A 24,783-nucleotide genomic window follows, 5' to 3' on the forward strand; every position below is an offset into this window, starting at 1 on the left:
GCGGATATGACAGCACGCATTCTCGTCGTCGACGACGTTCCGGCCAATGTAAAACTCCTCGAAGCGCGGCTGCTGGCCGAATATTTCGACGTGCTGACGGCCGCCAACGGCTATGACGCGCTGTCGATCTGCGAGCGCACCCAGGTCGATCTCATCCTGCTCGACATCATGATGCCGGGCATCGACGGTTTCGAGGTCTGCGAGCGGCTGAAGGCCAATCCGCGCACCGCCCATATTCCCGTCGTCATGGTCACGGCGCTCGACCAGCCGTCCGACCGCGTGCGCGGCCTCAAGGCCGGCGCCGACGATTTCCTCACCAAGCCCGTCAACGACCTGCAGCTCATGTCGCGGGTCAAGAGCCTGGTGCGCCTGAAGACGCTGACGGACGAGCTGCGCATGCGCGCGATGACCGCGCGGGCCATCTCGATGGAGGAGGGGCTGGAGACCGATCTCGGCAGCGAGCCGGGCGATATCCTGCTCGTCGACGGCCGCGCCAGTTCGCAGGAGCGTATCGCCCGGGCGCTGAAGCCGATTGCCGACGTCACCTGCATGTCCGATCCGCAGGCGGCGCTGTTCCAGGCGGCCGAGAGCAATTACGAGCTTGTCATCGTCAATGCGAATTTCGACGACTACGATCCGCTGCGGCTCTGCTCGCAGCTTCGTTCGCTGGAGCGCACGCGCTTCCTGCCCATCCTGCTGATCGCCGAGCAGGGCGACGACGACGTGGTCGTGCGCGCGCTCGATCTCGGCGTTACGGACTATCTGATGCGGCCGGTCGATCCGAACGAACTGATCGCCCGCAGCCTCACCCAGATCCGCCGCAAGCGCTGCAACGACCGGCTCCGCTCGAGCGTGCGCCAGACGATCGAACTTGCCGTCACCGATGGCCTGACGGGCCTGCACAATCGCCGCTATCTGGACAGCCACCTGAAGCTTCTGATCGACCGGGCGACGGCGCGGGGCCGGCCGATGTCGGTTTGCATCACGGATATCGACCGCTTCAAGCTCGTCAACGATACCTATGGCCACGACGCCGGCGATGCCGTGCTGCGGGAGTTCGCCAACCGCGTCCGCTCCACCGTGCGCGGCGCGGACCTCGCCTGCCGTTATGGCGGAGAGGAATTCGTGCTGGTGATGCCCGATACCTCCGCCGAGATGGCGGCGGGCGTTGCCGAGCGCCTGCGGTCCATCGTCGAGCGTGAGCCGTTCCGTATTCCCGGTACGGATGCCTTCCTGCCGATTACCGCCTCGCTCGGCATTGCCTCGGTCCTGCCCGAAGGCGACAGCCCGGAGGCGTTGCTGAAGCGCGCCGATGCCGCGCTCTACGAGGCCAAGCGCTCGGGCCGCAACCGGGTCGTTGCCGCCGCCGCCTGAGCGGCTCTGGCGGCATCCGATCCCTGTTTGTCCACAGGCCTCGAAGGGGCATTGCGCACTCGTCTGCAATTTCAGGCACTTATCGCGCAGACCTGCGCAAGGCTAACCGGCGGCGCGGCGCGACTGCATACAGGCGCTGCGGCGGATTTCGGCAATAAATCGCATGATTTATTTTTGATGAGCCTTATCAAGGGCTTGCTTTTGTGCAATCTGGCCGTGTGGCTTCCGGGACCTTCATGGAGGTTGTGAGGCTCTAGCGTCATGGTTGCCGGAAAGAGCGCGCCGTATTGTTGTTTTCCATAACGGAAATGCCGCCCGATGAGACAGTTGCAACTTCGGCGGTTAACTATGAGACAAGGACGCGTTGTCCGAATATTAAGAATTCGTTGATTTTTTTTCTTTTTCGCGCGATGCTCAATTTGTGGGCGGCAGATAAGGCCGCACAACCGGTTACCCCATGATGCTAGGTCCGCCGCATCTCCTGGGTCGTGGGGTCGGTCGGTCAGCCATGACAAAAACGGAATCCTCGTGCCGTCGTCATGCCTGACCGACCCCCAATTCAACGCCGCTCCCGATCTGGGGGCGGCGTTTTTGATTCGGGCGGTTGCAATCCGGTGAGGAGGGCTGCCGGGAACGCTGCAAAAGAAAAGGCGCCGGACGTTTCCGTCCAGCGCCTTTGCGAACCTATAAGGCCCCCAAGATTACTTGATCTTGGTTTCCTTGAATTCGACGTGCTTCTTGACGACCGGATCGTACTTCGTCTTGGTCATCTTGTCCGTCATCGTACGGCTGTTCTTCGTGGTTACGTAGAAGAAACCGGTGTCGGCCGTCGACAGCAGCTTGATCTTGATGGTGGTAGCCTTGGCCATGGTCGTCCTGCCTTTATGAAAAACGAAGCCGCGGACAACCAGTCTGCTCCACGGCTTAAATCTGGGGGGAAACTACAAATCGCGCCCGAAAAGTCAACCCCGTTTCGGCCGGAAAACCATCCGCCCGAGAGAAAGTACGAGGTAAAAGCCGAAGAAGGCGACGATGGCCCAGGCAAAACCGTCATTGCCGGAGACATCCATGGCCGCGCCGATGACCTGCGGGCCGACCACGGTGCCGACCGCATAGCAGAAGATGAAGGCGGCATTGGCGGCTGCGAGGTCCGCGCCGACGAGTCGCGAGCCGAGGTGGCTGAGGCCGACCGTATAGAGGCCCGCCACGCATCCGCCCCACACCAGCAGCACGCCCGCCATCAGCAGCCAGTTATACGAGATGAGCGGCAGGGAGAGGGAGCCGGCGAGGCCGATGGCCGCCATGATGGTGAGCAGGCTCCTGCGGTCGCGCATGCGGTCGGAGAGCAGGCCGAGCGGGATCTGGAACGCCATGCTGCCGACGCTCATGACGGTGAGCAGCAGCGCCGCCTGCGCTTCGGAGAAGCCGGCGCGGGTGGCATAGATCGGCAGGAAGGAAAGCCCGCCCACCTGGACCGCGCCGAAGATGAAGACGGCGGCCGTCGCCGTCGGCACGAGCAGGATGTAGCGCATGAAATGCAGCTCGGGCTTCTCGTCGATGATCGGGCTTTCGCCGCGGGCGAAGAAGATGGGCAGCGCGGCGAGCAGGATGATGACCGCGCCCACCGTGAAGGGCAGCACGCCCTCGCTGCCGATCAGCGAGAAGAGCAGGGGGCCGGTGGCGAAGCCGAGCGCCAGCACGGTTGCATAGATGCCGAGCACCAGCCCGCGCCGGCTCGGCGGCGCGGCGGCGTTGATCCAGAATTCGGAGAGGATGAAGAGCATCGTCGTCGCGCCGTGGAAGACGAGGCGGAGCGGGAACCAGAGCCAGAAATTCTCGATATAGTAGAAGCCGAGGCCGCTGACTGCTGCCATCAGGACGGCGCAGATCATGGTGGTCGAGGTGCCCCATTCATGGGCGAGGCGCGTGGTGAAGGGCGCGGCGATCATGGCGGCGACCCCCGCCATGGCGGAATTGATGCCGATGAGCGTGGAGGAGATGCCGCGCTTTTCCATGATGAGGGACAACAGCGGGAGGCCGAGGCCCATGGCGATGCCGACGGCGGAAATGGCGGCGATGGCTGCAATGAGTGACCGCCAGTGAATATGCTCCACCGGGCCGGAGGTTCCCGATTGCGGCTGCGTCATATGCTGTCGATCCTCAAAGAAGGTCCCGTAGAAAGCGCCCGCGCTGGGTGTGGTACAGCGGCGCGGCCCTTCCGAAGGGGAGAGACTTGTCTTCCTGAAGGCTTTTTTGAAGCTCTTCAAGGATCAATACGGTTATGTCGGGCATCTCGATGCCCGCGGGATCAAAAATATCCACCCAGCGCAGGTCTTCCAGCTCATGGCTGGCGGCCGCGCCCGTCGGGTCGATGCCGGCCTCGTCGGCAAAAAGCGTAAAGAAGCGCGTATCGAAGCGGCGGACCATGCCGGCGGGCGTGATGGCCCGGGCAAGGAAGCGCAGGCGCGAGAGATCGGGCCGGAAGGGCAGCACGGATTCGGCCGAATCGAGGAGCGGCGCGCCCACGGCGATGCCCGCTTCCTCATAAAGTTCGCGCAGCGCCGCGACACCGAGCGCGCGCAGCCGCGAATCGGGACAGCGCGTGCCGGTCTTCAGCGCCAGCCGTTCGCGGGCATGCGGATTGAGCGGATTGGCGACCGGAATGCGGCGGTCCTCCGCATCGCGGCGGCCACCCGGGAAGACGTAGACGTTTGGCATGAAGACATGCCTGCTGCTGCGCCGGCCCATGAGCACGCGCATGCCGCTCCCCGACCGGTCGAGGAGCAGGATCGAGGCCGCATCGACGGGGCGGATGGCGGTCATGCCTGCCGGTCGCCATAGGCGGCCGGCTCTTCCGTCTCCTCGGGCGTGTCGCCGAAGCCGTGCATCTTCAACGCCCATTGCAGGCCGATCGCGCCGCCCTTGACGGGTTGCAGCAGAAGCAGGGACAGGATGAGCGTGAGCGGTATCCAGATGGCGAGATGCTGCCAGGTGGTCAGCGGCCAGATGAGGTCCGTCCCCATATAGCCGCCAACGACGATGTGGCCGACGATGGTGATGACGAGATAGGGCGGCAGGTCGTCGGCGCGCTGGTGGGTATAGTCCTCGCCGCAGGCCGCGCAATGATCCACCGGCTTGACATAGGCGCGGAAGAGGCGGCCGGTGCCGCAGGCCGGGCAGCGGCTGAGAAGCCCGCGCTTGATGGAGCGTCCGACGGGGCGTTCCCGGGAGGGGGCGTCGGGCGCGCCGCCGAAATGCATCGTGCCGCCGGTCGTCTCATTCGCCTGCATGTCCATGTCCTTCCTGCCGGTCCACCGGCGTCGGCCTAGAGCATTTCCAGCCGAAGCGGCATCGCTTCGGCGTCGGATAATGCGGCAACAACAAGGGGCCAGAGTAAATCCGGTGAACTGGAGTTCATCGGATTTGTTCTAGCGTCTCCCGCGGGGCGGGCGCGTGCCCGGCTGGCGCTTCGGCGCGCCGTTCCTGCGCCGGCCCGACTTGTGGAACGAGCGCACCGCCGTCGGCATCTGGCGTCCTTCGCTGATCATGTCGAACCGCAGCGAGCCGGCAAGCGGCACCGCTTCAGCGAGTTTCACGCGCACCTCGTCGCCGAGGCGGTAGCCAAGCCCGGTCTTCTCGCCCGAAAGCGCCTGATGGGCCTCGTCATAGATATAATAGTCGCGTCCGAGCAGGGATATAGGCACGAAACCGTCCGCGCCATATTCCGGCAGGGTGACAAAAAGTCCCGCCTTGGTGACGCCGGAGACGCGGCCGTCGAATTCCTCGCCGATGCGCCCGGCAAGGTGATGGGCGATGAGCCGGTCCACCGTGTCGCGCTCGGCCGCCATGGCGCGGCGCTCGAAGGTGGAGATTTCGGCGGCGATATCGTCGAGCACCGCTTCCTCGTCCGGCGTGATGCCGCCTTCGCCAAGCCCGAGCGAACCCACCAGCGCCCGATGCACGATCAGGTCCGCATAGCGGCGGATCGGCGAGGTGAAGTGGGCGTATTTCATGAGGTTCAGGCCGAAATGGCCGATATTCTCCGGGCTGTAGATCGCCTGGCTCTGCGAGCGCAGCACCATTTCGCTGACCATCTGCTCGAACGGCTTGTCCTTGGCTTTGGCGAGGACCCCGTTGAAGTGGTTGGAGCGCATGCTGCCGCCCTTGACGAGCGAGATGTCGAGTGTCTGCAGGAACTCGCGCAGCACCTCCTGCTTGGCAAGCGAGGGCGCGTCGTGGATGCGGTAGACGAGGGCCTGTTTCTTCTTCTCCAGCGTCTCGGCGGCCGCGACGTTGGCCTGGATCATCATCTCCTCGATGAGCTTGTGCGCATCGAGCCGCGGCGGCACGAAGACCCGGTCCACGGTGCCGTCCGGCTTCAGCAGGATCTTGCGCTCGGGCATGTCGAGTTCGAGCGGCTGGCGGCGGTTTCGGCCGACCGTCATGATGCGGTAGGCCTGCCAGAGTGGCTTCAGGATCGTCTCGAGGATCGGGCCGGTCTTGTCGTCCGGCGCGCCGTCGATGGCCGCCTGCGCCTGCTGGTAGGAGAGCTTGGCCGCGCTCTTCATCATGATGCGATGGAAGGTGTGGCTCGCCTTGCGGCCCTCATGGGAGAAGACCATGCGCACGGCAAGAGCCGGGCGGTCGACGCCTTCCTTCAGCGAGCAGAGATCGTTGGAGATGCGCTCCGGCAGCATGGGCACCACGCGGTCCGGGAAATAGACCGAGTTGCCGCGCTTCAGCGCCTCGCGGGCGAGCGCGGATTTCGGGCGCACATAATAGCTGACATCGGCGATGGCGACGGTGACGATCACGCCGCCCGGATTGTCGGGCGAGGTATCCGGTTCGGCATAGACCGCGTCGTCATGGTCCTTGGCGTCGGCCGGGTCGATGGTGATGAGCGGCAGGCTGCGCCAGTCCTCGCGATGCGACATGGTGGCGGGGCCGGCGGCCTCCGCCTCGCGGATGACCGCATCGGGGAAGATATAGGGAATGCCATGGGCGTGGATGGCGATCATCGAGATCGCCTTTTCCGAGGCGACCGAGCCGACCACGGCCTTGATCTGCGCGCGCGGCAGGCCGTAGCGGCCCATGCGCACGACATCGATCTCCACGAGGTCGCCGTCCTTGGCGTCCGCCGTGAACTCGGCATCGACCTCCATCTCCTCGCCGCGACGGTCGATGGGCATGATGCGCCCATTGCCGCCCGCCGTGGAGCGGAAGACGCCCATGCCGGAATTCTTCTTCTTGTCGAGAACCTTGATGACGCGGCCCGTATAGGCCGGTCCGCCGCGTTCCTTCGCCGGGAAGATCTTTGCGAGCACCCGGTCGCCGAGGCCGGCCACGGGGGCCTTGTCCTTGCGCGGGCCGCTCGACTGGCGGATGAGTACGGCGGGGGCGACGCCCGCATCGTCGAGCCATTCCGCCGGACGGCCGATCAGTTCGCCGTCGACGTCGCGGGTGGTGATGTCGAGAACGGTGACGGGGGGAAGCGCGCCGGGCCGCACCAGCGACTTGCGGCGCTTTTCCAGAAGCCCGTCTTCCTCGAAGGATTTAAGCAGCGCCTTCAGCTCCACGCGCGCCTCGCCCTTCAGGCCGAAGGCCTTGGCGATCTCGCGCTTGGAGGCCTGTTCCGGGTGCTCGGAAATGAAGCGCAGCAGCACGTCGCGCGGCGGGATGACGCCGTGGATGATCGGGGTGTCGTCGGCAGGCGGCAGGTCACGGCCCGCGCGGCCGGGCCGCTTTTCGTGTCCTGCCCGGCTGCGTGGTTCCTTCGTCATGGCGTCAAGCCTTCTTTGCCTTGGTTGCGGCCTTGGGCTTGGCCGCAGCCTTCGCCTTCGGTTTCGCCGTCTTGGTCTCGTCGGACTTGGCCTTTTCGGTCTTGGCCTTGGTCGTCTTCGCCTTGGCCGGAGCCTTCGCCTTGCCCTTGGCCGGCGTCTTGCCCGCCTTCTCGGCGATCAGCACCAGCGCCTCTTCCAGCGTGATGCTGTCGGCGGCCTTGCTCTTCGGCAGGGTGGCGTTGACCTTGCCCCAGTTGACATAGGGACCGTATTTGCCGTCGCGAACGGTGATCGCGCCGCCATCGGGATGGTCGCCGAGCGTCTTCAGCGCGGCCGGCGCGGCGCGGCCGCGGCCCGGACCCTTCGACTGCTTGTCGGCGATCACCGTCACGGCGCGGTTGAGGCCGATGGAGAAGACGTCCTCGACGGTCTCCAGGTTCGCGTAGCTGCCGTCATGCAGCAGGAACGGCCCGTAGCGGCCGAGGCCCGCCGAGATCATCTTGCCCGTCTCGGGATGCTGGCCGATGTCACGCGGCAGCGAGAGCAGGGCAAGCGCCTTCTCGTGGTCGATGCTCGCCGGCGTCCAGCCCTTCGGCAGGCTGGAGCGCTTGGCCTCCTTGCCGTCGCCGCGCTGGACGTAAGGCCCGAAGCGGCCGGAGCGAAGCGTGATGTCCTCGCCGGTATGCGGGTCCTTGCCGAGATTTTGCGGCTCGTTGGAGGCGGCCGCCTCCGCATCCGAGCCGCCATCGGCGGAAAGCTGGCGCGTATAGTTGCATTCCGGGTAGTTCGAGCAGCCGACGAAGGCGCCGAACTTGCCGAGCTTCAGCGAGAGCTTGCCGGTGCCGCAGACCTGGCAGATACGCGGATCGCTGCCGTCCTCGCGCTTGGGGAAGACGAGCGGGGCCAGTTCCTCGTTCAGCGCGTCGAGAACGTTGGTGACGCGCAGTTCCTTGGTGTCCTCGATCTGGGCGAAGAAGTCCTTCCAGAAATCGCGGAGAACCTGCTTCCAGTCGAGTTCGCCGGCGGAAATCTTGTCGAGCTTTTCTTCGAGATCGGCCGTGAAGTCGTATTCGACATAGCGGGTGAAGAAGCTTTCGAGGAAGGCTGTGACGAGGCGGCCCTTGGCTTCCGGGATCAGCTTGCGCTTGTCGATGATGATGTATTCGCGGTCGCGCAGCGTCGCCAGCGTCGCGGCATAGGTCGACGGGCGGCCGATGCCCAGCTCTTCCATCTTCTTGATGAGCGAGGCTTCGGAATAACGCGGCGGCGGCTCGGTAAAGTGCTGCGTGGCGTTGATCTTCTGTTTGGCGACCGCCTCGTTGGCATTGATTTCGGGCAGGCGGCCGTCATCGTCACCATCGTCCGACTGCTCGCCGTCTTCCTTCTGGTCCGTATAGGCGGCGATGAAGCCGTCGAAGCGGATGACGGAGCCGGTGGCGCGCAGGCCCGCCTTGCGGCCGCCATTGTCCGCCTCGATCTCGACGGTGGTGCGCTCGATCTCGGCGGACGCCATCTGGCTGGCGATACCGCGCTTCCAGACGAGGTCGTAGAGGCGGAGCTGGTCGGGGTCGAGATAGCGGCGAACCAGGTCGGGCGTGCGGTCGAAGGAGGTCGGGCGGATCGCCTCGTGCGCTTCCTGGGCGTTCTTCGCCTTGGTGGAGTAGAAGCGGGGCTTTTCCGGCACGTAGCGCGCGCCGAACTGCTCGCCGACGGCCCGGCGGGCCGCGTCGATCGCCTCGGGGGCCATCTGCACGCCGTCGGTACGCATATAGGTGATGAGACCGACCGTCTCGCCGCCGATATCGATGCCTTCATAGAGCCGCTGCGCGACCTGCATGGTGCGCGAGGCCGAGAAGCCGAGCTTGGAGGAGGCGGCCTGTTGCAGCGTGGAGGTGGTGAAGGGCGGCGCGGGGTTGCGCTTCGTGGGCTTGGCCTCGACACTCTCCACGCGGTAGGCCGCGCCGTCGAGCAGGGCCTTGAGGCGGTTCGCCTCCTCGCCGTTGCCGATGGATTTCGCCTGCAGGCGCTTGCCCTCGGCCGAGACGAGGCGCGCCTCGAACTCGTCGCCGCGCGGCGTCTTCAGGAGGGCGGAAAGGTTCCAGTATTCTTCCGAGACGAAACGCTCGATCTCGGACTCGCGGTCGCAGACGAGGCGCAGCGCAACCGACTGCACGCGGCCGGCCGAGCGCGCGCCCGGCAGCTTGCGCCACAGCACCGGCGACAGGTTGAAGCCGACGAGATAGTCGAGCGCGCGGCGGGCGAGATAGGCATCCACCAGCGCAATGTCGATGTCGCGCGGATTGCGCATGGCATCGAGCACGGCCGACTTGGTGATGGCATTGAAGACGACGCGCTGGACCGGCTTGTCGCCGATGACGCGCTTCTTCTTGAGCACGTCCAGAACGTGCCAGGAAATCGCTTCACCCTCGCGATCCGGGTCGGTCGCGAGAATGAGGCCGTCGGAGGATTTCACCGCGTCGGCGATGTCCTTCATGCGCTTGGCCGAGGCGCTGTCCACTTCCCAGGACATTTCGAAGTCCTCGTCCGGGCGTACGGAGCCGTCCTTGGCGGGCAGGTCGCGCACATGGCCGAAGGAGGCCAGCACCTTGTAGCCGGGGCCGAGATACTTGTTGATCGTCTTGGCCTTGGCAGGCGATTCCACAACTACAACATTCATCGTCATTTTCTCTGATGCCGGGCGCCGCGCGGTGGGGCGCAGGGCGAAAGGGGCGGTTGTCCGCCGGAAAGTCGTGGTCTCGACATGAACAGGGAAAGCGTCCCGGTCAAGAGGTGGGGGCGAAATTTAGTGATACAACGCGATGCAACCATATGGGGATATTTTGCGTGGCGCACCAATAGATACAACTGGCGTTGCGAAATATACAACCGATAAGGGAATTACATATTATTGCAATTGTTGATATTGGTTGTATGGTCGTATATGCATGAATGACGCAACCTATGAGGGATTTCCGCGTCGTGGATGCAACGGGGGAGCCATGAACCTGAAGCCAGCCAAACCCGCCCAGCCGCCGCATGCGGTGGAAGAAAATATCGCCTCTGTGCGCCAGATGCTGGGGGAGCTGCGCGCCGTCGCGCACAATGAAGGCGCCGACATGCTGCGGTATTTCATCGAAATGGCCTATGTGGAGGCAGGCGACATCCTGTCCGGCTTCCGGCCGCTGTCAATCCGGGAGAATCGAGACCGCGCCCCCGGCGTGCCGCTGAATCCGGCCGGCAAGGTCAAGCTCTAGCAGCACCAGATAGACGGTCGCCGGCGCAATGCCCGTATGGCGGACGATATCGTCGATTTCAGCCGGCACCTGGCTCAAGGCATCCGCGATGCGCTCGCGCTGGCTGTCGTTCGGCGGTGCGAGCAGGCCCGGCCTTGCATCTTCCGCCGGCTCGCGCGCACCGGGGCGAGGGGTGAAAAGATCGGGTTCGCAAAGCGGGCGAAGCGCCTCCAGCACATCCTGTGGCGTCGTGACGATCGTCGCCCCGTCCTTCAGCAGGCCATTGGTGCCCTCGCAGCGCGGATCGAGCGGCGAGCCGGGCACGGCGAAGACCTGCCGGCCGAAATCCCCCGCATTGCGCGCCGTGATCAGCGAGCCGGACCGCATCGCCGCCTCGACCACCACGAGGCCGAGCGACATGCCGGCGATCAGCCGGTTGCGGCGGGGAAAGTCGCGCGCCCGCGGCTCCCAGCCGAAGGGCATTTCGCTGATGGCGAGGCCCTGCCCATGCGTGAGTTCATCGAGCAGGCCTATATTTTCCGGCGGGTAGGGTTTGTCGAGGCCGCCGGCCATGGCGGCGACCGTGCCGGTGTCGAGGCTGGCGCGATGGGCTGCCGTGTCGATGCCGCGCGCAAGGCCGGAAACGATGGTGTAGCCGGCGCGGCCGATCTCCCGCGCCAGCAGGCTTGCGAATTTCATGCCGGAGATAGAGGCGTTGCGCGCGCCGACGATCCCGACGGCCGGGGCCGCGACGACCCGGCGGTCACCCTTGACGGCAAGCAGCGGGGGCGCACCGTCAATCTGGCGCAGGAAGGGCGGATAGTCCGGTTCGCCGATGCCGACGAAGGCAGCGCCGTGCCGCTCGGCGATTTCCAGTTCGCGTTCCGCTTCGCCTCTGCTGGCGACGCGGATGCTGCGCGATGCCCCGCCGCGGCGGGAAAGCTCGGGCAGCATCTCCAGCGCCGTCTCGGCGCTGCCGAAATGATTGATCAGTTCGCGGAAGGTGACCGGCCCGACATTGTCGCTGCGGATGAGCCGCAGCCAGGCGATCCTCTGTCTTTCCGTCAGCGCAATTCCCCGTGTCCCTGCGCTGCGGTCGTCCATGGCTATCCCTTGCTGCCGATCCTGCTTTCGGTGCCGCCCAGCAGACGGCCGATATTGGCGCGATGCTTCCACCAGGTAATCACGGTCAGGATGGCGAAGAGCAGCGCCACCTTCTCGTTTTCGGTGAACCACAATACAACCGGAGATACGGCGGTTGCAACCAGCGCCGAGAGGGACGAATAGCGCGTGAGATAGGCAAGGCCGATCCACACCACGGCGAAGACCGCGACCATGACCGGCACGAGGCCGAGCAGCACGCCGACATAGGTGGCGACGCCCTTGCCGCCCTTGAAACCGAGCCAGACGGGGAAGAGATGGCCGAGGAAGGCGGCAAGGCCGGCCGCGATGCCGGCATCGAGGCCCCAGCGCGAGGCGATGGCCGCCGCCGCCGTGCCCTTCAGCGCATCGAGCAGCAGGGTCGCGGCGGCGAGCTTCTTGTTGCCGGTGCGCAGCACGTTCGTCGCGCCGATATTGCCGGAACCGATCTGGCGCACATCGCCGAGGCCTGCCATGCGGGTAAGGATCAGGCCGAAGGGGATGGAGCCGAGAAGATAGCCGAAGGCGAGGGCGGCAAGCGTCGGCAGGCCGCCGAGCTGCCAGGTGAAGATGTCGGACACGTCAGTTCCCCCGTTTATACACTCGCATTCGCCGCTGTAGATCCTCGGGTCAAGCCCGAGGATGACGACAGGAACGTGGTGCGAAGTCAGGAAGGAGGGGGAAGTGCCCCTATCCTCCGTCATCCTCGGGCTTGACCCGAGGATCTACCATCGCTGAAGCCGCGTCCCGTCAGCCGAGCGAATGCACCCGTTCACCGGCAACATAGGTGCTAACGGCGCGCCCCGTAAAGCGGGCATCTTCGAAGGGTGTGTTCTTCGAGCGCGAGACGAAGCAGTCCTTGGTGGCAAGCCACGGTTCATCGACGTCGATCAGCACGATATCGGCGCGTGCGCCCGGTGCGAGCGTACCGGCGTCGAGGCCGAAGATTTTTGCCGGGCGCGTGGAAAGCGCATCGATGAGGCGCATCAGGGGAACTTCGCCGCTGTGATGCAGCCTGAGCGCCGCTGCCAGCATGGTTTCGAGGCCGATGGCGCCGTCCGCCGCATCCGCGAAGGGCAGGCGCTTGGTGTCGACATCCTGCGGATCGTGCGAGGAGACGATGATGTCGATCTCGCCCCTTGCAAGCGCATCCACCATCGCCTTGCGGTCGTCCTCGCCGCGCAGCGGCGGGGAGAGCTTGAAGAAGGTGCGGTATTCGCCGATGTCGTTCTCGTTCAGGGTCAGGTGGTTGATCGAGGCGGCGCAGGTGACGTTCGCGCCGCGCTCGCGGGCGATCTTCACGGCCTCGGCCGATTCCGGCACCGAAATCTGCGCGGCATGGTATTTCGCGCGGGTGAGGGCGGCGATGCGCAGGTCCCGCTCGAGCGGGACGAGTTCGGCTTCGCGCGGCGTGCCGGAAAGGCCGAGCCAGCTTGCCAGCAGCCCCTCGTTCATCACGCCGCCGGCGCCAAGATGCTTGTCGCGGGTCTCGAGCGCGATGACGCTGCCGAATTCGCGGGCATAGGTCATGGCGCGGCGCAGAACCTGCGCATTGTGCATCGGGTTGCGGCCATTGGTGAAGGCGACCGCGCCGGCATCGCGCAGCAGGCCGAATTCGGTCATCTCCTCGCCGGCAAGGTGCTTGGTGAGCGCCGCGGCGGGATGCACGTTCACGATGGCCTTGTCGCGCGCGGCCTTCAGCACGAATTCGACCAGTGCGATATCGTCGATGACGGGATCGGTGTCGGGCATCACGATGAAGGTGGTGACGCCGCCGGCCGCTGCCGCGCGGGCGGCGGATTCGATGGTCTCGCGGTGCTCGCCGCCCGGTTCGCCGGTGAAGACGCGGGCATCGACGAGGCCGGGGGCGGCGATCATGCCGCGGCCGTCGACGATCTCCGCGCCCTCCGGCGCGCCCTGGTTCTGCACGCCGCTGCCGATGGCGGCGATCCTGCCGTTCTCGATGACGATGGAGCCGTTTTCATCGAGGTTGCGCGAGGGGTCGAGGATGCGGAGGTTTTTCAGGACAATGGTGCGGGTCATGTGCGGGCACCCTGGTTCTGCGAGAGAAGAAGCGTTTCCATGACGGCCATGCGGACGGCGACGCCCATCTCGACCTGTTGCTCGATCACGCTCTGCGGACCGTCGGCGATCTCGGAGGCAATCTCGACGCCACGGTTCATCGGGCCGGGATGCATGACGAGCGCATCTTCCTTGGCGGCTTTCAGCTTTTGCGCGTCGAGGCCGTAATAGTGGAAATATTCGCGTACCGAGGGCACGAAGGCCCCGGACATGCGCTCGCGCTGGAGGCGCAGCATCATCACCACGTCGGCGTCCTTCAGGCCCTCTTCCATGGAATGGTAGACCTCCGCGCCCATATCCGCGATGCCGGAGGGAAGCAGCGTGGCCGGAGCGACGACGCGCACCCGCGCGCCCATGGCGTTGAGCAGCAGGATATTCGAGCGGGCGACACGCGAATGCAGCACGTCGCCGCAGATGGCGACGATGATGCGCGAGAGCTTGCCCTTGGCGCGGCGGATGGTCAGCGCGTCGAGCAGGGCCTGCGTCGGATGCTCGTGCTGGCCGTCGCCGGCATTGACCACCGAGCAGGAAACCTTCTGCGCCAGCAGCGCGGCGGCGCCGGCCGAGGAGTGGCGCACCACCAGCACGTCGGGATGCATGGCGTTCAGCGTCATCGCCGTGTCGATCAGCGTTTCGCCCTTCTTCACCGAGGAATTGCCGACCGACATGTTCATGACGTCCGCGCCGAGGCGCTTGCCGGCAAGCTCGAAGGAGGATTGCGTGCGGGTGGAGGCTTCGAAGAAGAGATTGATCTGCGTCAGGCCCCGAAGGGTCGACGTCTTCTTCTCCCGCTGGCGGGAGATTTTCACCGCCTCGTCGGCGCGGTCGAGCAGGTGGGTGATCTCCTGCTCGGTCAAACCCTTGATACCGAGAAGGTGGCGATGCGGAAAGAAGTCCATGGGGGCTCCGCCTCAACTGTCGTGGATACGCGGGGTCTATAGAGCGTCGATCCGGCCCCGGCAAGGCGAAGAGGGCGAGCATTCGCGCCTTCCCACGTTTTTGTGCTGGCCCACGTTTTTGTGCGGGGCAACGGTGCCGCAGGGCCTTGCGCCCCGTTTCGCCCCGCCGCGACTTGGGCTAGAACCCGCTCATGACTCGCGACACCGAACAGAAACTTGCCGATCTCAACCAGCCCTTGCTCTGGTCGGGCATCAATGCCTATCGCTCCGACCCGCTGCTGGTCGACGCCACCGATGCCATGCCCAAGCCGCTGCGCGACGAGTTCGACGCCATCGGCCGCTATGTGACTTCGCCGGAGGCGCAGGAACTGGCCCGCATGGCGAACGAGGGCACGCCGAAGCTGCGCACCCACGGGCCGCGCGGCGAGCGCATCGATACCGTCGATTTCCACCCGGCCTGGCACGCACTGATGCGCCGCTCCATGGCGAGCGGCCTGCATTCCTCGCTCTGGGAGAATGTGCCGGACGAGCAGGGCAGGGCGCACAAGGCGCGCGCGGTGCGTTTCTACCTGACGGCGCAGCTCGAATGCGGCCATCTCTGCCCGCTGACCATGACCAGCGCCTCGGTCGCCGCGCTTTCCGCCTCGCCGCAGGTGCAACGCGAATGGGGCCGCAAGATTCTGTCGCGCAAATACGATTCGGCCAACAAGCCCGCCATGCAGAAGAGCGCCATCACGCTCGGCATGGGCATGACGGAAAAGCAGGGCGGCACGGATGTGCGCGCCAATACCTCCACCGCCGAGCGGGTGGGCGAGGGCATCTATCGCCTCTCGGGCCACAAGTGGTTCATGTCCGCGCCGATGAGCGACGGCTTCGTGATGCTTGCGCAGACGCGCGAGGGCGTCGGTTGCTTCCTCGTGCCGCGGCTCCTTGAGGACGGCTCCAGCAACGGCCTGCGCTTCCAGCGCCTCAAGGACAAGATCGGCAACCGCTCGAATGCGTCTTCCGAGGTCGAGTTCTCCGAGACCTTCGGCTTCCTGCTCGGTGCGCCCGACGCCGGCATCCGCACGATCCTCGACATGGTGACGCTGACGCGGCTCGACTGCGCGCTCGCCTCGGCCGGCATCATGCGCGCCTCGCTGGCGGAGGCCGTGCATCATACGCGGGGCCGCAGCGTCTTCGGCAAGCCGCTCGTCGCCCAGCCGATCATGACGCGCGTTCTCGCCGACATGGCGCTGGACGTCGCCGGCGCAACCGCGCTGGCCTTCCGCCTTGCCGACGCCTTCGACAAGGCGCGCGACAGCGCAGAAGACGCCGCCTATGCCCGCATCATGACGCCGGTCACCAAATACTGGTGCTGCAAGATCGCGCCCGCCCTCATCTACGAGGCGATGGAGTGTATCGGTGGCAGCGGTTATGTCGAGGAGCGGCCCATCGCCCGCCATTATCGCGAAGCGCCGGTCAATGCGATCTGGGAAGGCTCCGGCAATGTCATGGCGCTCGACCTGATGCGCGTCATCGGCCGGGGCAAGGACCTCTTCGAAATGCTCTTCGCCGGGCTTGCCCGCGATCTCGGCCCGGCCGGCAAGAAGACGGTGGACGTGCTGCGCGCCTGCCTGTCGCTCTGCGAGCGCGACGAGGGCGCGGCCCGCATGCTGGTGGAGCAATTGGCGCTCGCCGCCGCCGCCGCCGAGCTTTATCGCGCCGGTGCCGGCCGCGTCGCCGATGCTTTCCTCGAAACGCGCCTCGCCTCCGGCTGGCGCGCGACCTATGGCATGCTCGATTCGCGTTTCGATTCGGCCTACATCGTCGACCTGCTCTATCCGCCGGCGAGATAGGCGGTCGCCGTCAGCACCATTGGAATGGTGAAGAACGAGGCGATGGTCTGCAAGGTCGCGACGGCGGCATAGAGCGGCGCGTCGCCGCCCATCTGCTTGGCGAGCACATAGCCGTTCATCGCGGTCGGCACGCTCGCGCCCATGGCGATGGTGAGAAGCTGTTCGCCGCGCAGGCCCAGCGCATAGGCCGCGCCCGTCATGACCAGCGGCATGAAGACGAGTTTCAGCCCCACCGGCAGCAGCGCCAGCGGGCGGGGCTTCAGCGCATCCGCCAGCTTCAGTCCCGCGCCCACCATGATCAGGCCGAGGCTGAGCGAGGTGTCGGCGACGAATTCCACCGTCTGCATCAGCGGCGCATAGATATGGACCCCCGACAGGTTGACGAGGACGCCGAGCACCGAGCCGATGATCATCGGATTGGTGAGGATCTTCTGCGCGAAGGTCTTCAGGCTGCGCGTGCCGCCGCCGAACCAGACGAGGATGGCGATATTGTAGAAATTGAGGGGGATGATGATCAGCGTCGCCACGAGCGCGACGAGGGCAAGGCTCTCCGCGCCGTAGAGCTTTTCGCCGATGGCAAGCGCGATGAAGGCGTTCCAGCGCGTCGAGGTCTGGAAAACGGTCGTATAGGACGCGCCGGAAACCTGGGCTGCGCGAAACAGCGGCCAGGAGAGGATCAGCAGCAGGGCGATCAATGTCACGGAGCCGATGGAGCCGAGCGCGATTGCGCCCGCGTCGATGCCGGAAAACTCCGCCTTGGCGAGCGTGATGAAGAGCAGCGCGGGAAACAGCACGAAGAAGCCGAGCTGTTCCAGCCCGTTCCACATGTCGCGGTCGATCTGCCGCCAGCGCTTGAGCAGCGCACCCAGCACGACGAGCAGGAAGACGGGAAGGATGGTTTCGAAGATGGCGAGCATGAAGCACCGGCGGGACGCGATGCCTGCTCATTCCACGCTGCGGCGTGTGTGGCAAGGGGCGTCCCGTCCCGGTGGCAATGTGGAAATTAACCTTAACAACGGGTTTGCGTTGCGTGGCGAGGGTTAACGGGCAAAGGTGCTGTTTACCTGGTGTTAACCATGTAGGCGAGTACCTGATATGGCCAGAACGGCCCGCATTTCGGTCATGACGACCCTGTTCTCCTTCGCGGCGGTGGATATCGTCGTGCCGCTCCTCGTGCTCGTCGCGGGGGTGGCGGTCAGCGAAATGATCTTCACGGCCGGCGATCTTCTCGCCCTGAAGAGGAGGGCGGCGGCATGAAGTGGTTCCTGATTCTCTGGGCGGGTCCCATCGCGCTGCTGGGAAGCTGGTACGGGCTTTCCTACTACGACATGAGCTTCGGCATCTTCATGCTGACGCGGGACGCCCATGATCTGGTGTTCCGCATCTACGGCCATATCCTCGGCATTCCGCCGGAGAGCATCCCGCCGCTCGTGCTGCGCGCCATCATCTTCGACAGCATGCTGGTCTTCGCGCTCATCGCCTTCCGTCGCCGCAAGAAGATCGCGGCCTGGTGGCAGGCCCGCCGTCAGTCCTCTTCCCGCGCGGCCCTCGCCAGCGACGAAAGCCTGTCCAGCGCGCCCTGAAGGATGAAGGAGGCGGCGGCCGAATCGATGCGTTCGGCCCGCTTCTTGCGCGAAACGTCCATCTCGATCAGCGTGCGTTCCGCCGCGACCGTCGAAAGCCGCTCGTCCCAGAAGACGAAGGGGATGTCGGTCTTGTCGGACATGGAGCGCACGAAGGCGCGCGTCGCCTGAACGCGCGGGCCGGCGCTGCCGTCCATGTTCATCGGCAGGCCGATGACGAAGGCGACGACCTTCTCCTTGTCGGCAAAGGCCAGCAGGGTTTCCGCATCCTGCGTGAATTTCACGCGCTTGAGCACCGGCCGGGGCGTCGCCAGACGCCGGCCGAGATCGGAGACCGACAGGCCGATGGTCTTGGTGCCGAGGTCGAGGCCGGCGATGGGCTGGCCGGGGGCAAGGATTTCAGCCAGTTCTTCCAGTGTCAGCGTCGCCATCGGACTCTCTCAGCGCTTGCGGACGAACTCGGTGCGCAGCACCAGTCCCTTGATCGCGTCGTGCCGGCAGTCGATCTCTTCCGGATTGTCGGTGAGGCGGATCGTCTTGATGACGGTGCCTTGCTTCAGCGTCTGCCCCGCGCCCTTCACCTTCAGGTCCTTGATGAGCACGACCGAATCGCCGTCGGCCAGCACATTGCCGGCGGCATCATGTACGACATTCGCCGCGGCCTTCTCCGCCGCGATCTCCGAGGCCGGACGCCATTCGCCGGTTGCTTCGTCATAGATGTAGTCGTCGTCGCTCATGGCGGTGTTCCTTCAATATGGTTTAGGTCACGCTTATAACGTTCGCGCCATGGATGGAAACGGCCTTCGCCGCTCTATATTGCTGACTGGCAATCAAACGGGAGAATATGCATGAAAATCACCTGGCTCGGCCATTCCGCCTTCCGGATCGAAACGGCAAAGGCCCGGATCCTCATCGACCCGTTCTTCACCGGCAATCCCGCCTTCGACGAATCGACCCGCAAGGATGCCGTCGCCGGCCTCACCCATGTGCTGCTCACCCACGGCCACGGCGACCATGTCGGCGATACGATCCGGATCGCCGCGGAGACCGGCGCGACCGTTCTCGCCAATGCGGACCTTGCCGCATGGCTCGGCGCCAAGGGCGTCGAGAAGGTCGACATGGGCAATACCGGCGGCACCGTGCATTTCGACGGTTTCTCGACTACCTTCGTCAATGCGCTCCATTCCTCCGCGCAGATCACCGAGGACGGCGTTTCCCATTCGCTCGGCAATGCGAACGGCCTCGTGCTGCATTTCGAGGACGAGCCGACGCTCTACCACATGGGCGACACCGACATTTTCTCCGACATGGCGTTGATCAACGAGCTGCACCAGCCGGAAATCGGCCTGGTGCCGATCGGCGACCGCTTCACCATGGGCGGTGCCGTGGCGGCGCTCGCCTGCCGGCGCTTCTTCAAGTTCGATACCGTCATTCCCTGCCACTACGGCTCCTTCGGCATCATCGACCAGACGGCCGACCTCTTCGTGCAGGCGATGGACGGCGCATCCACGAAGATCGAGGTGCCGAAGGCCGGCGGTTCGGTCTCGCGCTGAGCGGCCGGAAAAGCGGCGAGGGGGCGTGGAAGCAACCATTCCCCCGTTGCGCCCCTTGGGCTTGGTCAGTATAGCGGGTAGGAAATTTCCTGTCGGAGACCATCCATGTCCGTAGATCTAGCCACCGTGAAGCGCGTCGCGCGCCTTGCCCGCATCGCTGTCAGCGAGGAAGAGGCAAACCGCATGACCGGCGAGCTGAACGGCATCCTCGGCTTCGTCGAGCAGCTTTCCGAGGTGAATGTCGAGGGCGTCGAGCCGATGACCTCCGTCACGCCGATGGAGATGCGCAAGCGCGAAGACGTCGTCAACGACGGCAACAAGGCCGACGCCATCGTCGCCAACGCGCCGGCCTCCGACCGCAACTTCTTCCAGGTTCCGAAGGTGGTGGAGTAATCCTTGCCCGTCACCCTCGCCATCGAGAGTCCCTTGCAGGATGAGGTTCGCACGCTGATTGCGGAGCTGAACACGACCCTGCTCGAACTCTCGCCGCCGGAGGCCTGCTACCACCTCACCGTCGAAGAGATGGCCGAGCCGACCGTCACGGTCTGGGTCGCCCGAGACGGGGATGCCGTTGTCGGCTGCGGCGCGCTGAAGCGCCACTCCGACGCGGTGGGTGAGGTGAAACGCATGTTCACCCGGCCCGAGTGGCAGGGGCAGGGCGTCGGCCGCCGCATCCTCGGCGAGATCGAGGCCGCTGCCGGACGGGAAGGGCTGCAAACCCTCGTCCTCGAAACCGGCGACCAGCATCCGGCCGCCTGGGCGCTTTACGAGAAGGCGGGCTTTGCCCGCTGCGGCCCCGTGCTCGACTACCCGGATTCGCCCTATTCCATATTTTATCAAAAGCAGCTTCGCGCTGCCTGACCCGAAGTGACTGCACCATGACCGATCTGACCCGCCTCACCATTGCCGAAGCCCGCGACAAGCTTTCCTCGAAGGAGATCAAGGCCGTCGAGCTGACGGACGCGTATCTGGCTGCGATCGACGCGGCCAATCCGGCGATCAACGCCTATGTCACCGTCACGCCGGAAAAGGCGCGCGAGATGGCAAAGGCCTCTGACGCCCGCCTCGCGGAAGGCAAGGCCGGTGCGCTGGAAGGCATTCCGCTCGGCATCAAGGACCTCTTCGCCACGGAAGGCGTCCACACGCAGGCCTGCAGCCACATCCTCGACGGCTTCAAGCCGAAATACGAATCGACCGTCACCCAGAACCTCTGGAACGATGGCGCGGTCATGCTCGGCAAGCTGAACATGGATGAGTTCGCCATGGGCTCCTCCAACGAGTCCTCCTATTACGGCGTCGTCAAGAACCCGTGGCGCGCGGAAAATTCCAACGCCGACCTCGTGCCCGGCGGCTCCTCGGGCGGCTCGGCTGCCGCCGTCGCCGCGTTCCTGTGCGCCGGCGCGACCGCGACGGACACCGGCGGCTCGATTCGCCAGCCCGCCGCCTTCACCGGCACCGTCGGCATCAAGCCGACCTATGGCCGCTGCTCGCGCTGGGGCATCGTCGCCTTCGCGTCCTCGCTCGACCAGGCCGGCCCCATCGCCCGCGATGTGCGCGATGCCGCGATCCTCCTGAAGTCCATGGCCAGCGTCGACAGGAAGGACACGACCTCCGTCGACCTGCCGGTGCCGGATTACGAAGCCTCGCTCGGCCAGTCGCTGAAGGGCATGCGCATCGGCATTCCGCGCGAATACCGCGTCGACGGCATGCCGGACGAGATCGAGGCGCTCTGGCAGCAGGGCATCGCCTGGCTGAAGGATGCCGGCGCGGAGATCGTCGATATCTCCCTGCCGCACACGAAATACGCCCTGCCGGCCTATTACATCGTCGCCCCGGCGGAAGCCTCCTCGAACCTCGCCCGTTACGACGGCGTGCGCTACGGCCTGCGCGTCGATGGCAAGGACATCGTCGACATGTACGAGAAGACGCGCGCTGCCGGCTTCGGCCATGAGGTCAAGCGCCGCATCATGATCGGCACCTATGTGCTTTCGGCCGGCTATTACGATGCCTATTACCTGCAGGCCCAGAAGGTGCGCACGCTCATCAAGCGCGATTTCGAACTGGCCTTCAATGCCGGCGTCGACGCCATCCTGACGCCCGCCACGCCGTCCTCCGCCTTCGGCATCGCCGACGAGGACCTCGCGGCCGATCCGGTGAAGATGTACCTTCAGGATATCTTCACGGTGACGGTGAACATGGCCGGCCTGCCGGGTCTTTCGGTTCCCGCCGGCCTAGACCACAAGGGCCTGCCGCTCGGCCTGCAGCTCATCGGCAAGCCCTTCGAGGAGGAAAGCCTCTTCAAGACGGCCCATGTCATCGAGCAGGCCGCCGGCCGCTTCACGCCGGCCAAGTGGTGGTAAGGGGCGCATAGCCCTTCGATCATCTCCGTGGATAGCGGTTGGCGTCTCTCGCCAACCGTTTCGCACAATGCTTTGATGGCGGCGGAGAAAACCGCCCCATGATCACCGTTCGCAACGCCCTTGAGGAAGATGTCCCGGTCCTGATCGGGATCGGCGTCAGGGCGTGGGAACAGGCCATTGTCGGCGTTTCCGTTCAGGTGCGGCGTGATCACGCCCGCAATGCCTTCCAGCAATTCCTCGCCAATCGCTGGCTGCGCGTCACCGTCGCCGATTTCGACGGTCAGCCTTCCGGCTGGGCCTCGCGCGAAAAGCTGGACGACGAGATCAGCGATCTCTGGGTCGATCCCCCGCAGCAGCGAAAGGGCCTGGGTTCGGCCCTGCTTTCCGCCATGGAGACCGAGATTGCCGGTGCCGGCTTCGAAGCGGCGCGGCTCCAGACCCATGCGCGCAATCTTGCCGCCGTCGGCTTCTTCCAGAAGCACGGCTATGCGGTGAACTGGCTTTCCGTCGATTATTCGCAGCGCCTCGATCGCAATATCGAATCGGTCGGCCTGCGCCGGCAGTTCGTCGCGGACGCGCCGGTCGCCTACGGACCGGGCGGCTTTTGAGGAAGGAGGAGGCGGGCTTTCGCCGCGCCTCCCATAGGTTCACTGGTTGTCCAGTTGGGCGCGAACCAGTTCCAGCCCGCGCTGCGTGATGCGGTAGGGCCTGCCTGCGGAAGAGGCGATGCAGCGCCGTCGTTTCAGCTTGCGGAAGAGCGCCATGTCGAGGCCGCTTGCCCGCCAGCCGTCCCGCGTGATGCAGACGACCGCTACGATCTTCCGGGTGTCTTCGTCTTTTTCGATGTCGATCCTGCCGCCCTGGGCGAGCAGGTGAAGGATGCGCTGTTCGGCGCGCGAAATGTCCATTGTCTTGAGAATCCGTCCGGCGTTCGAATGAACGCGAAAAAACGTTCCGCCACCGAAGGGTGGCAGGGCTCATCGTTTTTTCGACCCTGCGCGCAAACTTGAGCGGGCAGGGTCCTCAGCAGGACTCAGACGAGTTGAACATCAAAACTCCATGACGGATGCCCAGGAAATAACCGGGGCATCCGCAAAGGTCAATGCGTCGGCCAGATCAGCGAGTGATGCAGGAAGACGCCGGTCTTCACGCCATTGGCCGAGGCGAGCGAGATATTGGCCGCGCCGAGTGCGATGTCACCGGCGGCATAGAGGCCGGGCAGGGAGGTCTGGCCGGTGTCGTCGGTATGGAGGATGTTGCCGATGGGCGTCTCCTTCAGCTTCAGGCCGCGATCGGCCGGGATGGCGCTGCGCACCCGCGCTTCCGGCATGATGAAGAGCGCCTTGACGAGCGTCGGGATGCCGGGGCCGGTCTCGACGGAGAGCATGCCGTCCGGCCCATCGGTGACGGCCGTGACGCGGCCCGGCCGCAGCTTCACATTGCGCTCGGCAAGAACGGCAAGAGCTGCGTCGTCCGGCTCCGGCGCCGCATTGGTGAAGAGCGTGACATGGCCCCAGTCCGCGACCACGGCCGCAAAGCGCGCCGCTTCCGCGGTGCGGGCGAGCACTCCGACCGGCCCGCCGCCGACTTCATAGCCGTGGCAATAGGGGCAATGCAGCACCGTCTTGCCCCAGCGTTCCGCAAGGCCGGGAATGGCGGGCAACTGATCCTCGAAGCCCGTTGCGAGCAGCACCCGCCGTGCGTCGATCCGTCCGCCATCGCCGGCGATGACGGAGAAGGCGTCCCGTTCGCCGTCCAGCCGCTCGGCCGGGGCGTTACGGAAGGTGACGGTCTCGTAGGCGGCAAGCTGGCGGCGGGCGTCGGCGAGGATTTCGCCGCCCGGCCGGCCATCCTGCGCGAGGAAGCCGTGCGAATGGGAGGCGAAGCGGTTGCGCGGTTCGCCGGTGTCGAGAATGGTGATGCGGCGGCGGGCGCGGGCAAGCTGCATGGCGGCGGAAAGGCCGGCAAAGCCCCCGCCGATGATGATGGCATCTTCGGTCATGGTTCATCCTTTCTATGGAGCGAGCGGCATCGTTCGGCCAGCGGGTACCGGCCGTTCGATGCGGGGAGTATCGGGCGTGACGACGGCTTAGCCGGTGTCGGTCCGGCCGTGCCTTGCCGATGCGCGGAAATCGACCGCGAGGTCGGCGAGCGTCGTGCCGGCAAAGCGCGCCATCAGGATCGCCTCGGCGTCCTTCAGGGCGTCGCCGATCACCCGGTTGACGGATTGTTCGATCACGCAGCCCGGCATTTCGGTGGCCGGGCCGATCTGGAAGAGGATCGGCTCGCCAAGCGCGTTGTAGATATCGAGCAGCGAGATTTCGGTGAGCGGTTTGGCGAAATGCCAGCCGCCGCCATGGCCGCGGCCGGATTGCACTATGCCGGCGTCGCGTAGCCCGGCCATGGTGCGCCGGACGACGACGGCATTGGTATCGAGGCAGAGCGCGAGGTCGTCCGAGGTCATCGGTTCCTCGCGTTCGGCCATGTGCATCAGTGCGTGAAGCACGGCGGAAAGGCGGCTGTTTCTTTTCATGTAACAATAATAGTTACGAATCCTGCAGCGTGTCAACATGCGTTGGCGAAAGGCCGTCAGCCAGCGAGCAGCATCCGGTACAGGTCGGGGCCGAAGATCAGGACTATCGGGATCAGCAGTACATGCAGAATCAGGATTGCCATCAACTGCGTGCGGAACGGCTCCTTGCGCGTCTTGTGCCGCAGTAACCGCTGCGCGGCGAAAGCGCCCAGGCTGCCGCCGAGAAATGCGAACTGCAGCAGTTGCGCTTCGGAAACGCGCCAGCGCCCGCTCCGCGCGGCTTCCTTGTCCCACCAGTAAAGGCAGAATGTCATGATGTTCAGCAGGAGGAAGATGATCAGAAGCGTTGCCGTCGTATCCATGGCACGCTTTTAGCCGGTCATCCTTGCGGCTTGGCTAACGAGGTCG

At 65.2% G+C, this 24,783-nt stretch carries 27 protein-coding genes; 10 read left to right on the forward strand and 17 right to left on the reverse strand.

The annotated features are described in order from the left end of the window. Positions 1-6 precede the first annotated feature (6 nt). On the forward strand, positions 7-1,374 hold the full coding sequence (locus K8M09_RS06370) for a PleD family two-component system response regulator (RefSeq protein ID WP_160784738.1): 1,368 nt from the start codon (positions 7-9) through the stop codon (positions 1,372-1,374). A gap of 701 nt (positions 1,375-2,075) precedes the next feature. Here K8M09_RS06370 and rpmG read toward each other — a convergent pair. The 6 genes from rpmG to topA all read right to left on the reverse strand — a co-directional run bounded on the left by rpmG (position 2,076) and on the right by topA (position 9,831). Next, positions 2,076-2,243: a 50S ribosomal protein L33 gene (gene rpmG / locus K8M09_RS06375; RefSeq protein ID WP_023512792.1), complete on the reverse strand. Its 168-nt coding sequence runs from the start codon at positions 2,241-2,243 to the stop codon at positions 2,076-2,078. A 93-nt stretch (positions 2,244-2,336) separates the two neighbouring features. Then, positions 2,337-3,521 (reverse strand): MFS transporter, encoded by a 1,185-nt coding sequence (locus K8M09_RS06380; RefSeq protein ID WP_160784737.1) that lies wholly within the window; start codon positions 3,519-3,521, stop codon positions 2,337-2,339. Between the two features lie 13 nt (positions 3,522-3,534). Then, positions 3,535-4,197 carry an NUDIX hydrolase gene (locus tag K8M09_RS06385; protein WP_170299400.1) on the reverse strand — a complete coding sequence of 221 codons (663 nt, stop codon included), beginning with the start codon at positions 4,195-4,197 and terminating at the stop codon, positions 3,535-3,537. Further along, positions 4,194-4,664: a DUF983 domain-containing protein gene (locus K8M09_RS06390; RefSeq protein ID WP_160784736.1), complete on the reverse strand. Its 471-nt coding sequence runs from the start codon at positions 4,662-4,664 to the stop codon at positions 4,194-4,196. Before K8M09_RS06390 ends, K8M09_RS06385 begins: the two co-directional genes overlap by 4 nt. 138 nt (positions 4,665-4,802) lie before the next feature. After that, positions 4,803-7,154, reverse strand: a complete 2,352-nt coding sequence (gene rnr, locus K8M09_RS06395; RefSeq protein WP_160784735.1) for a ribonuclease R — start codon at positions 7,152-7,154, stop codon at positions 4,803-4,805. A 4-nt stretch (positions 7,155-7,158) separates the two neighbouring features. Next, entirely contained in the window at positions 7,159-9,831 is a 2,673-nt protein-coding gene (gene topA / locus K8M09_RS06400) for a type I DNA topoisomerase (RefSeq protein ID WP_160784734.1), read from the reverse strand. Between the two features lie 268 nt (positions 9,832-10,099). On the opposite strand from topA, the gene K8M09_RS06405 reads away from it, so the two are divergent. Next, entirely contained in the window at positions 10,100-10,408 is a 309-nt protein-coding gene (locus K8M09_RS06405; RefSeq protein ID WP_407697073.1) for a hypothetical protein, read from the forward strand. Here K8M09_RS06405 and dprA read toward each other — a convergent pair. The 4 genes from dprA to K8M09_RS06425 form a co-directional block, all read right to left on the reverse strand. After that, on the reverse strand, positions 10,340-11,491 hold the full coding sequence (gene dprA / locus K8M09_RS06410; protein WP_160784732.1) for a DNA-processing protein DprA: 1,152 nt from the start codon (positions 11,489-11,491) through the stop codon (positions 10,340-10,342). The genes K8M09_RS06405 and dprA overlap by 69 nt on opposite strands. 2 nt (positions 11,492-11,493) lie before the next feature. Further along, positions 11,494-12,099 (reverse strand): glycerol-3-phosphate 1-O-acyltransferase PlsY, encoded by a 606-nt coding sequence (gene plsY, locus K8M09_RS06415; RefSeq protein WP_229342322.1) that lies wholly within the window; start codon positions 12,097-12,099, stop codon positions 11,494-11,496. 178 nt (positions 12,100-12,277) lie between these two features. Next, positions 12,278-13,570 (reverse strand): dihydroorotase, encoded by a 1,293-nt coding sequence (locus K8M09_RS06420; RefSeq protein ID WP_160784730.1) that lies wholly within the window; start codon positions 13,568-13,570, stop codon positions 12,278-12,280. Further along, on the reverse strand, positions 13,567-14,508 hold the full coding sequence (locus tag K8M09_RS06425; protein ID WP_160784729.1) for an aspartate carbamoyltransferase catalytic subunit: 942 nt from the start codon (positions 14,506-14,508) through the stop codon (positions 13,567-13,569). Before K8M09_RS06425 ends, K8M09_RS06420 begins: the two co-directional genes overlap by 4 nt. A 191-nt stretch (positions 14,509-14,699) precedes the next feature. Between K8M09_RS06425 and K8M09_RS06430 the strand changes: the two genes are divergently transcribed. Further along, positions 14,700-16,346 (forward strand): acyl-CoA dehydrogenase family protein, encoded by a 1,647-nt coding sequence (locus K8M09_RS06430; protein ID WP_160784728.1) that lies wholly within the window; start codon positions 14,700-14,702, stop codon positions 16,344-16,346. Here K8M09_RS06430 and K8M09_RS06435 read toward each other — a convergent pair. Beyond that, entirely contained in the window at positions 16,328-17,263 is a 936-nt protein-coding gene (locus tag K8M09_RS06435; protein ID WP_160784727.1) for an AEC family transporter, read from the reverse strand. The genes K8M09_RS06430 and K8M09_RS06435 overlap by 19 nt on opposite strands. Positions 17,264-17,441: 178 nt before the next feature. Here K8M09_RS06435 and K8M09_RS06440 point away from each other — a divergent pair, with 178 nt between their 5' ends. Next, positions 17,442-17,603, forward strand: a complete 162-nt coding sequence (locus tag K8M09_RS06440) for a hypothetical protein (RefSeq protein ID WP_160784726.1) — start codon at positions 17,442-17,444, stop codon at positions 17,601-17,603. Further along, positions 17,600-17,929 carry a DUF6105 family protein gene (locus tag K8M09_RS06445; protein WP_160784725.1) on the forward strand — a complete coding sequence of 110 codons (330 nt, stop codon included), beginning with the start codon at positions 17,600-17,602 and terminating at the stop codon, positions 17,927-17,929. Before K8M09_RS06440 ends, K8M09_RS06445 begins: the two co-directional genes overlap by 4 nt. Here the strand turns inward: K8M09_RS06445 and ruvX are convergent. Together ruvX and K8M09_RS06455 are read right to left on the reverse strand one after the other, a co-directional pair. Continuing rightward, positions 17,872-18,360, reverse strand: a complete 489-nt coding sequence (ruvX, locus tag K8M09_RS06450; protein WP_160784724.1) for a Holliday junction resolvase RuvX — start codon at positions 18,358-18,360, stop codon at positions 17,872-17,874. The genes K8M09_RS06445 and ruvX overlap by 58 nt on opposite strands. Positions 18,361-18,369: 9 nt before the next feature. Further along, on the reverse strand, positions 18,370-18,666 hold the full coding sequence (locus tag K8M09_RS06455; RefSeq protein WP_160784723.1) for an alkylphosphonate utilization protein: 297 nt from the start codon (positions 18,664-18,666) through the stop codon (positions 18,370-18,372). A gap of 111 nt (positions 18,667-18,777) precedes the next feature. Here K8M09_RS06455 and K8M09_RS06460 point away from each other — a divergent pair, with 111 nt between their 5' ends. From K8M09_RS06460 to K8M09_RS06480, 5 genes are all read left to right on the forward strand, one after another. Beyond that, on the forward strand, positions 18,778-19,482 hold the full coding sequence (locus tag K8M09_RS06460) for a metal-dependent hydrolase (RefSeq protein ID WP_160784722.1): 705 nt from the start codon (positions 18,778-18,780) through the stop codon (positions 19,480-19,482). Positions 19,483-19,587: 105 nt separating this feature from the next. Further along, positions 19,588-19,875, forward strand: coding sequence for an Asp-tRNA(Asn)/Glu-tRNA(Gln) amidotransferase subunit GatC (gene gatC / locus K8M09_RS06465; RefSeq protein WP_160784721.1), 288 nt, complete (start codon positions 19,588-19,590; stop codon positions 19,873-19,875). Positions 19,876-19,878: 3 nt separating this feature from the next. Continuing rightward, on the forward strand, positions 19,879-20,343 hold the full coding sequence (locus tag K8M09_RS06470; protein ID WP_160784720.1) for a GNAT family N-acetyltransferase: 465 nt from the start codon (positions 19,879-19,881) through the stop codon (positions 20,341-20,343). Between the two features lie 17 nt (positions 20,344-20,360). Then, the gene (gatA, locus tag K8M09_RS06475; protein ID WP_160784719.1) at positions 20,361-21,842 is read left to right on the forward strand and encodes an Asp-tRNA(Asn)/Glu-tRNA(Gln) amidotransferase subunit GatA; all 1,482 of its coding nucleotides are present in this window, start codon (positions 20,361-20,363) and stop codon (positions 21,840-21,842) included. A gap of 98 nt (positions 21,843-21,940) precedes the next feature. After that, positions 21,941-22,450, forward strand: coding sequence for a GNAT family N-acetyltransferase (locus K8M09_RS06480; protein WP_160784718.1), 510 nt, complete (start codon positions 21,941-21,943; stop codon positions 22,448-22,450). Positions 22,451-22,489: 39 nt separating this feature from the next. Here K8M09_RS06480 and K8M09_RS06485 read toward each other — a convergent pair whose 3' ends face one another. The 4 genes from K8M09_RS06485 to K8M09_RS06500 form a co-directional block, all read right to left on the reverse strand. Further along, on the reverse strand, positions 22,490-22,750 hold the full coding sequence (locus K8M09_RS06485) for a YjhX family toxin (protein ID WP_160784717.1): 261 nt from the start codon (positions 22,748-22,750) through the stop codon (positions 22,490-22,492). A 191-nt stretch (positions 22,751-22,941) separates the two neighbouring features. Then, the gene (locus K8M09_RS06490; protein ID WP_160784716.1) at positions 22,942-23,844 is read right to left on the reverse strand and encodes an NAD(P)/FAD-dependent oxidoreductase; all 903 of its coding nucleotides are present in this window, start codon (positions 23,842-23,844) and stop codon (positions 22,942-22,944) included. An 87-nt stretch (positions 23,845-23,931) separates the two neighbouring features. After that, positions 23,932-24,375, reverse strand: a complete 444-nt coding sequence (locus K8M09_RS06495; protein WP_160784715.1) for an RrF2 family transcriptional regulator — start codon at positions 24,373-24,375, stop codon at positions 23,932-23,934. 56 nt (positions 24,376-24,431) lie between these two features. Continuing rightward, positions 24,432-24,737: a DUF1294 domain-containing protein gene (locus tag K8M09_RS06500; protein WP_160784714.1), complete on the reverse strand. Its 306-nt coding sequence runs from the start codon at positions 24,735-24,737 to the stop codon at positions 24,432-24,434. Positions 24,738-24,783: the final 46 nt, after the last annotated feature.

The sequence above is a fragment of the Shinella zoogloeoides genome (genome assembly GCF_020883495.1).
Classification (GTDB): domain Bacteria; phylum Pseudomonadota; class Alphaproteobacteria; order Rhizobiales; family Rhizobiaceae; genus Shinella; species Shinella zoogloeoides.

What these genes read in the sequence shown, in the direction of transcription:
- K8M09_RS06370 (WP_160784738.1), top strand. Translation starts at nt 7, where the DNA reads ATGACAGCACGCATTCTCGTCGTCGACGACGTTCCGGCCAATGTAAAA.
- rpmG (WP_023512792.1), bottom strand. Translation starts at nt 2,243, where the DNA reads ATGGCCAAGGCTACCACCATCAAGATCAAGCTGCTGTCGACGGCCGAC.
- K8M09_RS06380 (WP_160784737.1), bottom strand. Translation starts at nt 3,521, where the DNA reads ATGACGCAGCCGCAATCGGGAACCTCCGGCCCGGTGGAGCATATTCAC.
- K8M09_RS06385 (WP_170299400.1), bottom strand. Translation starts at nt 4,197, where the DNA reads ATGACCGCCATCCGCCCCGTCGATGCGGCCTCGATCCTGCTCCTCGAC.
- K8M09_RS06390 (WP_160784736.1), bottom strand. Translation starts at nt 4,664, where the DNA reads ATGCAGGCGAATGAGACGACCGGCGGCACGATGCATTTCGGCGGCGCG.
- rnr (WP_160784735.1), bottom strand. Translation starts at nt 7,154, where the DNA reads ATGACGAAGGAACCACGCAGCCGGGCAGGACACGAAAAGCGGCCCGGC.
- topA (WP_160784734.1), bottom strand. Translation starts at nt 9,831, where the DNA reads ATGAATGTTGTAGTTGTGGAATCGCCTGCCAAGGCCAAGACGATCAAC.
- K8M09_RS06405 (WP_407697073.1), top strand. Translation starts at nt 10,100, where the DNA reads ATGAATGACGCAACCTATGAGGGATTTCCGCGTCGTGGATGCAACGGG.
- dprA (WP_160784732.1), bottom strand. Translation starts at nt 11,491, where the DNA reads ATGGACGACCGCAGCGCAGGGACACGGGGAATTGCGCTGACGGAAAGA.
- K8M09_RS06420 (WP_160784730.1), bottom strand. Translation starts at nt 13,570, where the DNA reads ATGACCCGCACCATTGTCCTGAAAAACCTCCGCATCCTCGACCCCTCG.
- K8M09_RS06425 (WP_160784729.1), bottom strand. Translation starts at nt 14,508, where the DNA reads ATGGACTTCTTTCCGCATCGCCACCTTCTCGGTATCAAGGGTTTGACC.
- K8M09_RS06430 (WP_160784728.1), top strand. Translation starts at nt 14,700, where the DNA reads ATGACTCGCGACACCGAACAGAAACTTGCCGATCTCAACCAGCCCTTG.
- K8M09_RS06435 (WP_160784727.1), bottom strand. Translation starts at nt 17,263, where the DNA reads ATGCTCGCCATCTTCGAAACCATCCTTCCCGTCTTCCTGCTCGTCGTG.
- K8M09_RS06440 (WP_160784726.1), top strand. Translation starts at nt 17,442, where the DNA reads ATGGCCAGAACGGCCCGCATTTCGGTCATGACGACCCTGTTCTCCTTC.
- K8M09_RS06445 (WP_160784725.1), top strand. Translation starts at nt 17,600, where the DNA reads ATGAAGTGGTTCCTGATTCTCTGGGCGGGTCCCATCGCGCTGCTGGGA.
- ruvX (WP_160784724.1), bottom strand. Translation starts at nt 18,360, where the DNA reads ATGGCGACGCTGACACTGGAAGAACTGGCTGAAATCCTTGCCCCCGGC.
- K8M09_RS06455 (WP_160784723.1), bottom strand. Translation starts at nt 18,666, where the DNA reads ATGAGCGACGACGACTACATCTATGACGAAGCAACCGGCGAATGGCGT.
- K8M09_RS06460 (WP_160784722.1), top strand. Translation starts at nt 18,778, where the DNA reads ATGAAAATCACCTGGCTCGGCCATTCCGCCTTCCGGATCGAAACGGCA.
- gatC (WP_160784721.1), top strand. Translation starts at nt 19,588, where the DNA reads ATGTCCGTAGATCTAGCCACCGTGAAGCGCGTCGCGCGCCTTGCCCGC.
- gatA (WP_160784719.1), top strand. Translation starts at nt 20,361, where the DNA reads ATGACCGATCTGACCCGCCTCACCATTGCCGAAGCCCGCGACAAGCTT.
- K8M09_RS06480 (WP_160784718.1), top strand. Translation starts at nt 21,941, where the DNA reads ATGATCACCGTTCGCAACGCCCTTGAGGAAGATGTCCCGGTCCTGATC.
- K8M09_RS06485 (WP_160784717.1), bottom strand. Translation starts at nt 22,750, where the DNA reads ATGGACATTTCGCGCGCCGAACAGCGCATCCTTCACCTGCTCGCCCAG.
- K8M09_RS06490 (WP_160784716.1), bottom strand. Translation starts at nt 23,844, where the DNA reads ATGACCGAAGATGCCATCATCATCGGCGGGGGCTTTGCCGGCCTTTCC.
- K8M09_RS06495 (WP_160784715.1), bottom strand. Translation starts at nt 24,375, where the DNA reads ATGAAAAGAAACAGCCGCCTTTCCGCCGTGCTTCACGCACTGATGCAC.
- K8M09_RS06500 (WP_160784714.1), bottom strand. Translation starts at nt 24,737, where the DNA reads ATGGATACGACGGCAACGCTTCTGATCATCTTCCTCCTGCTGAACATC.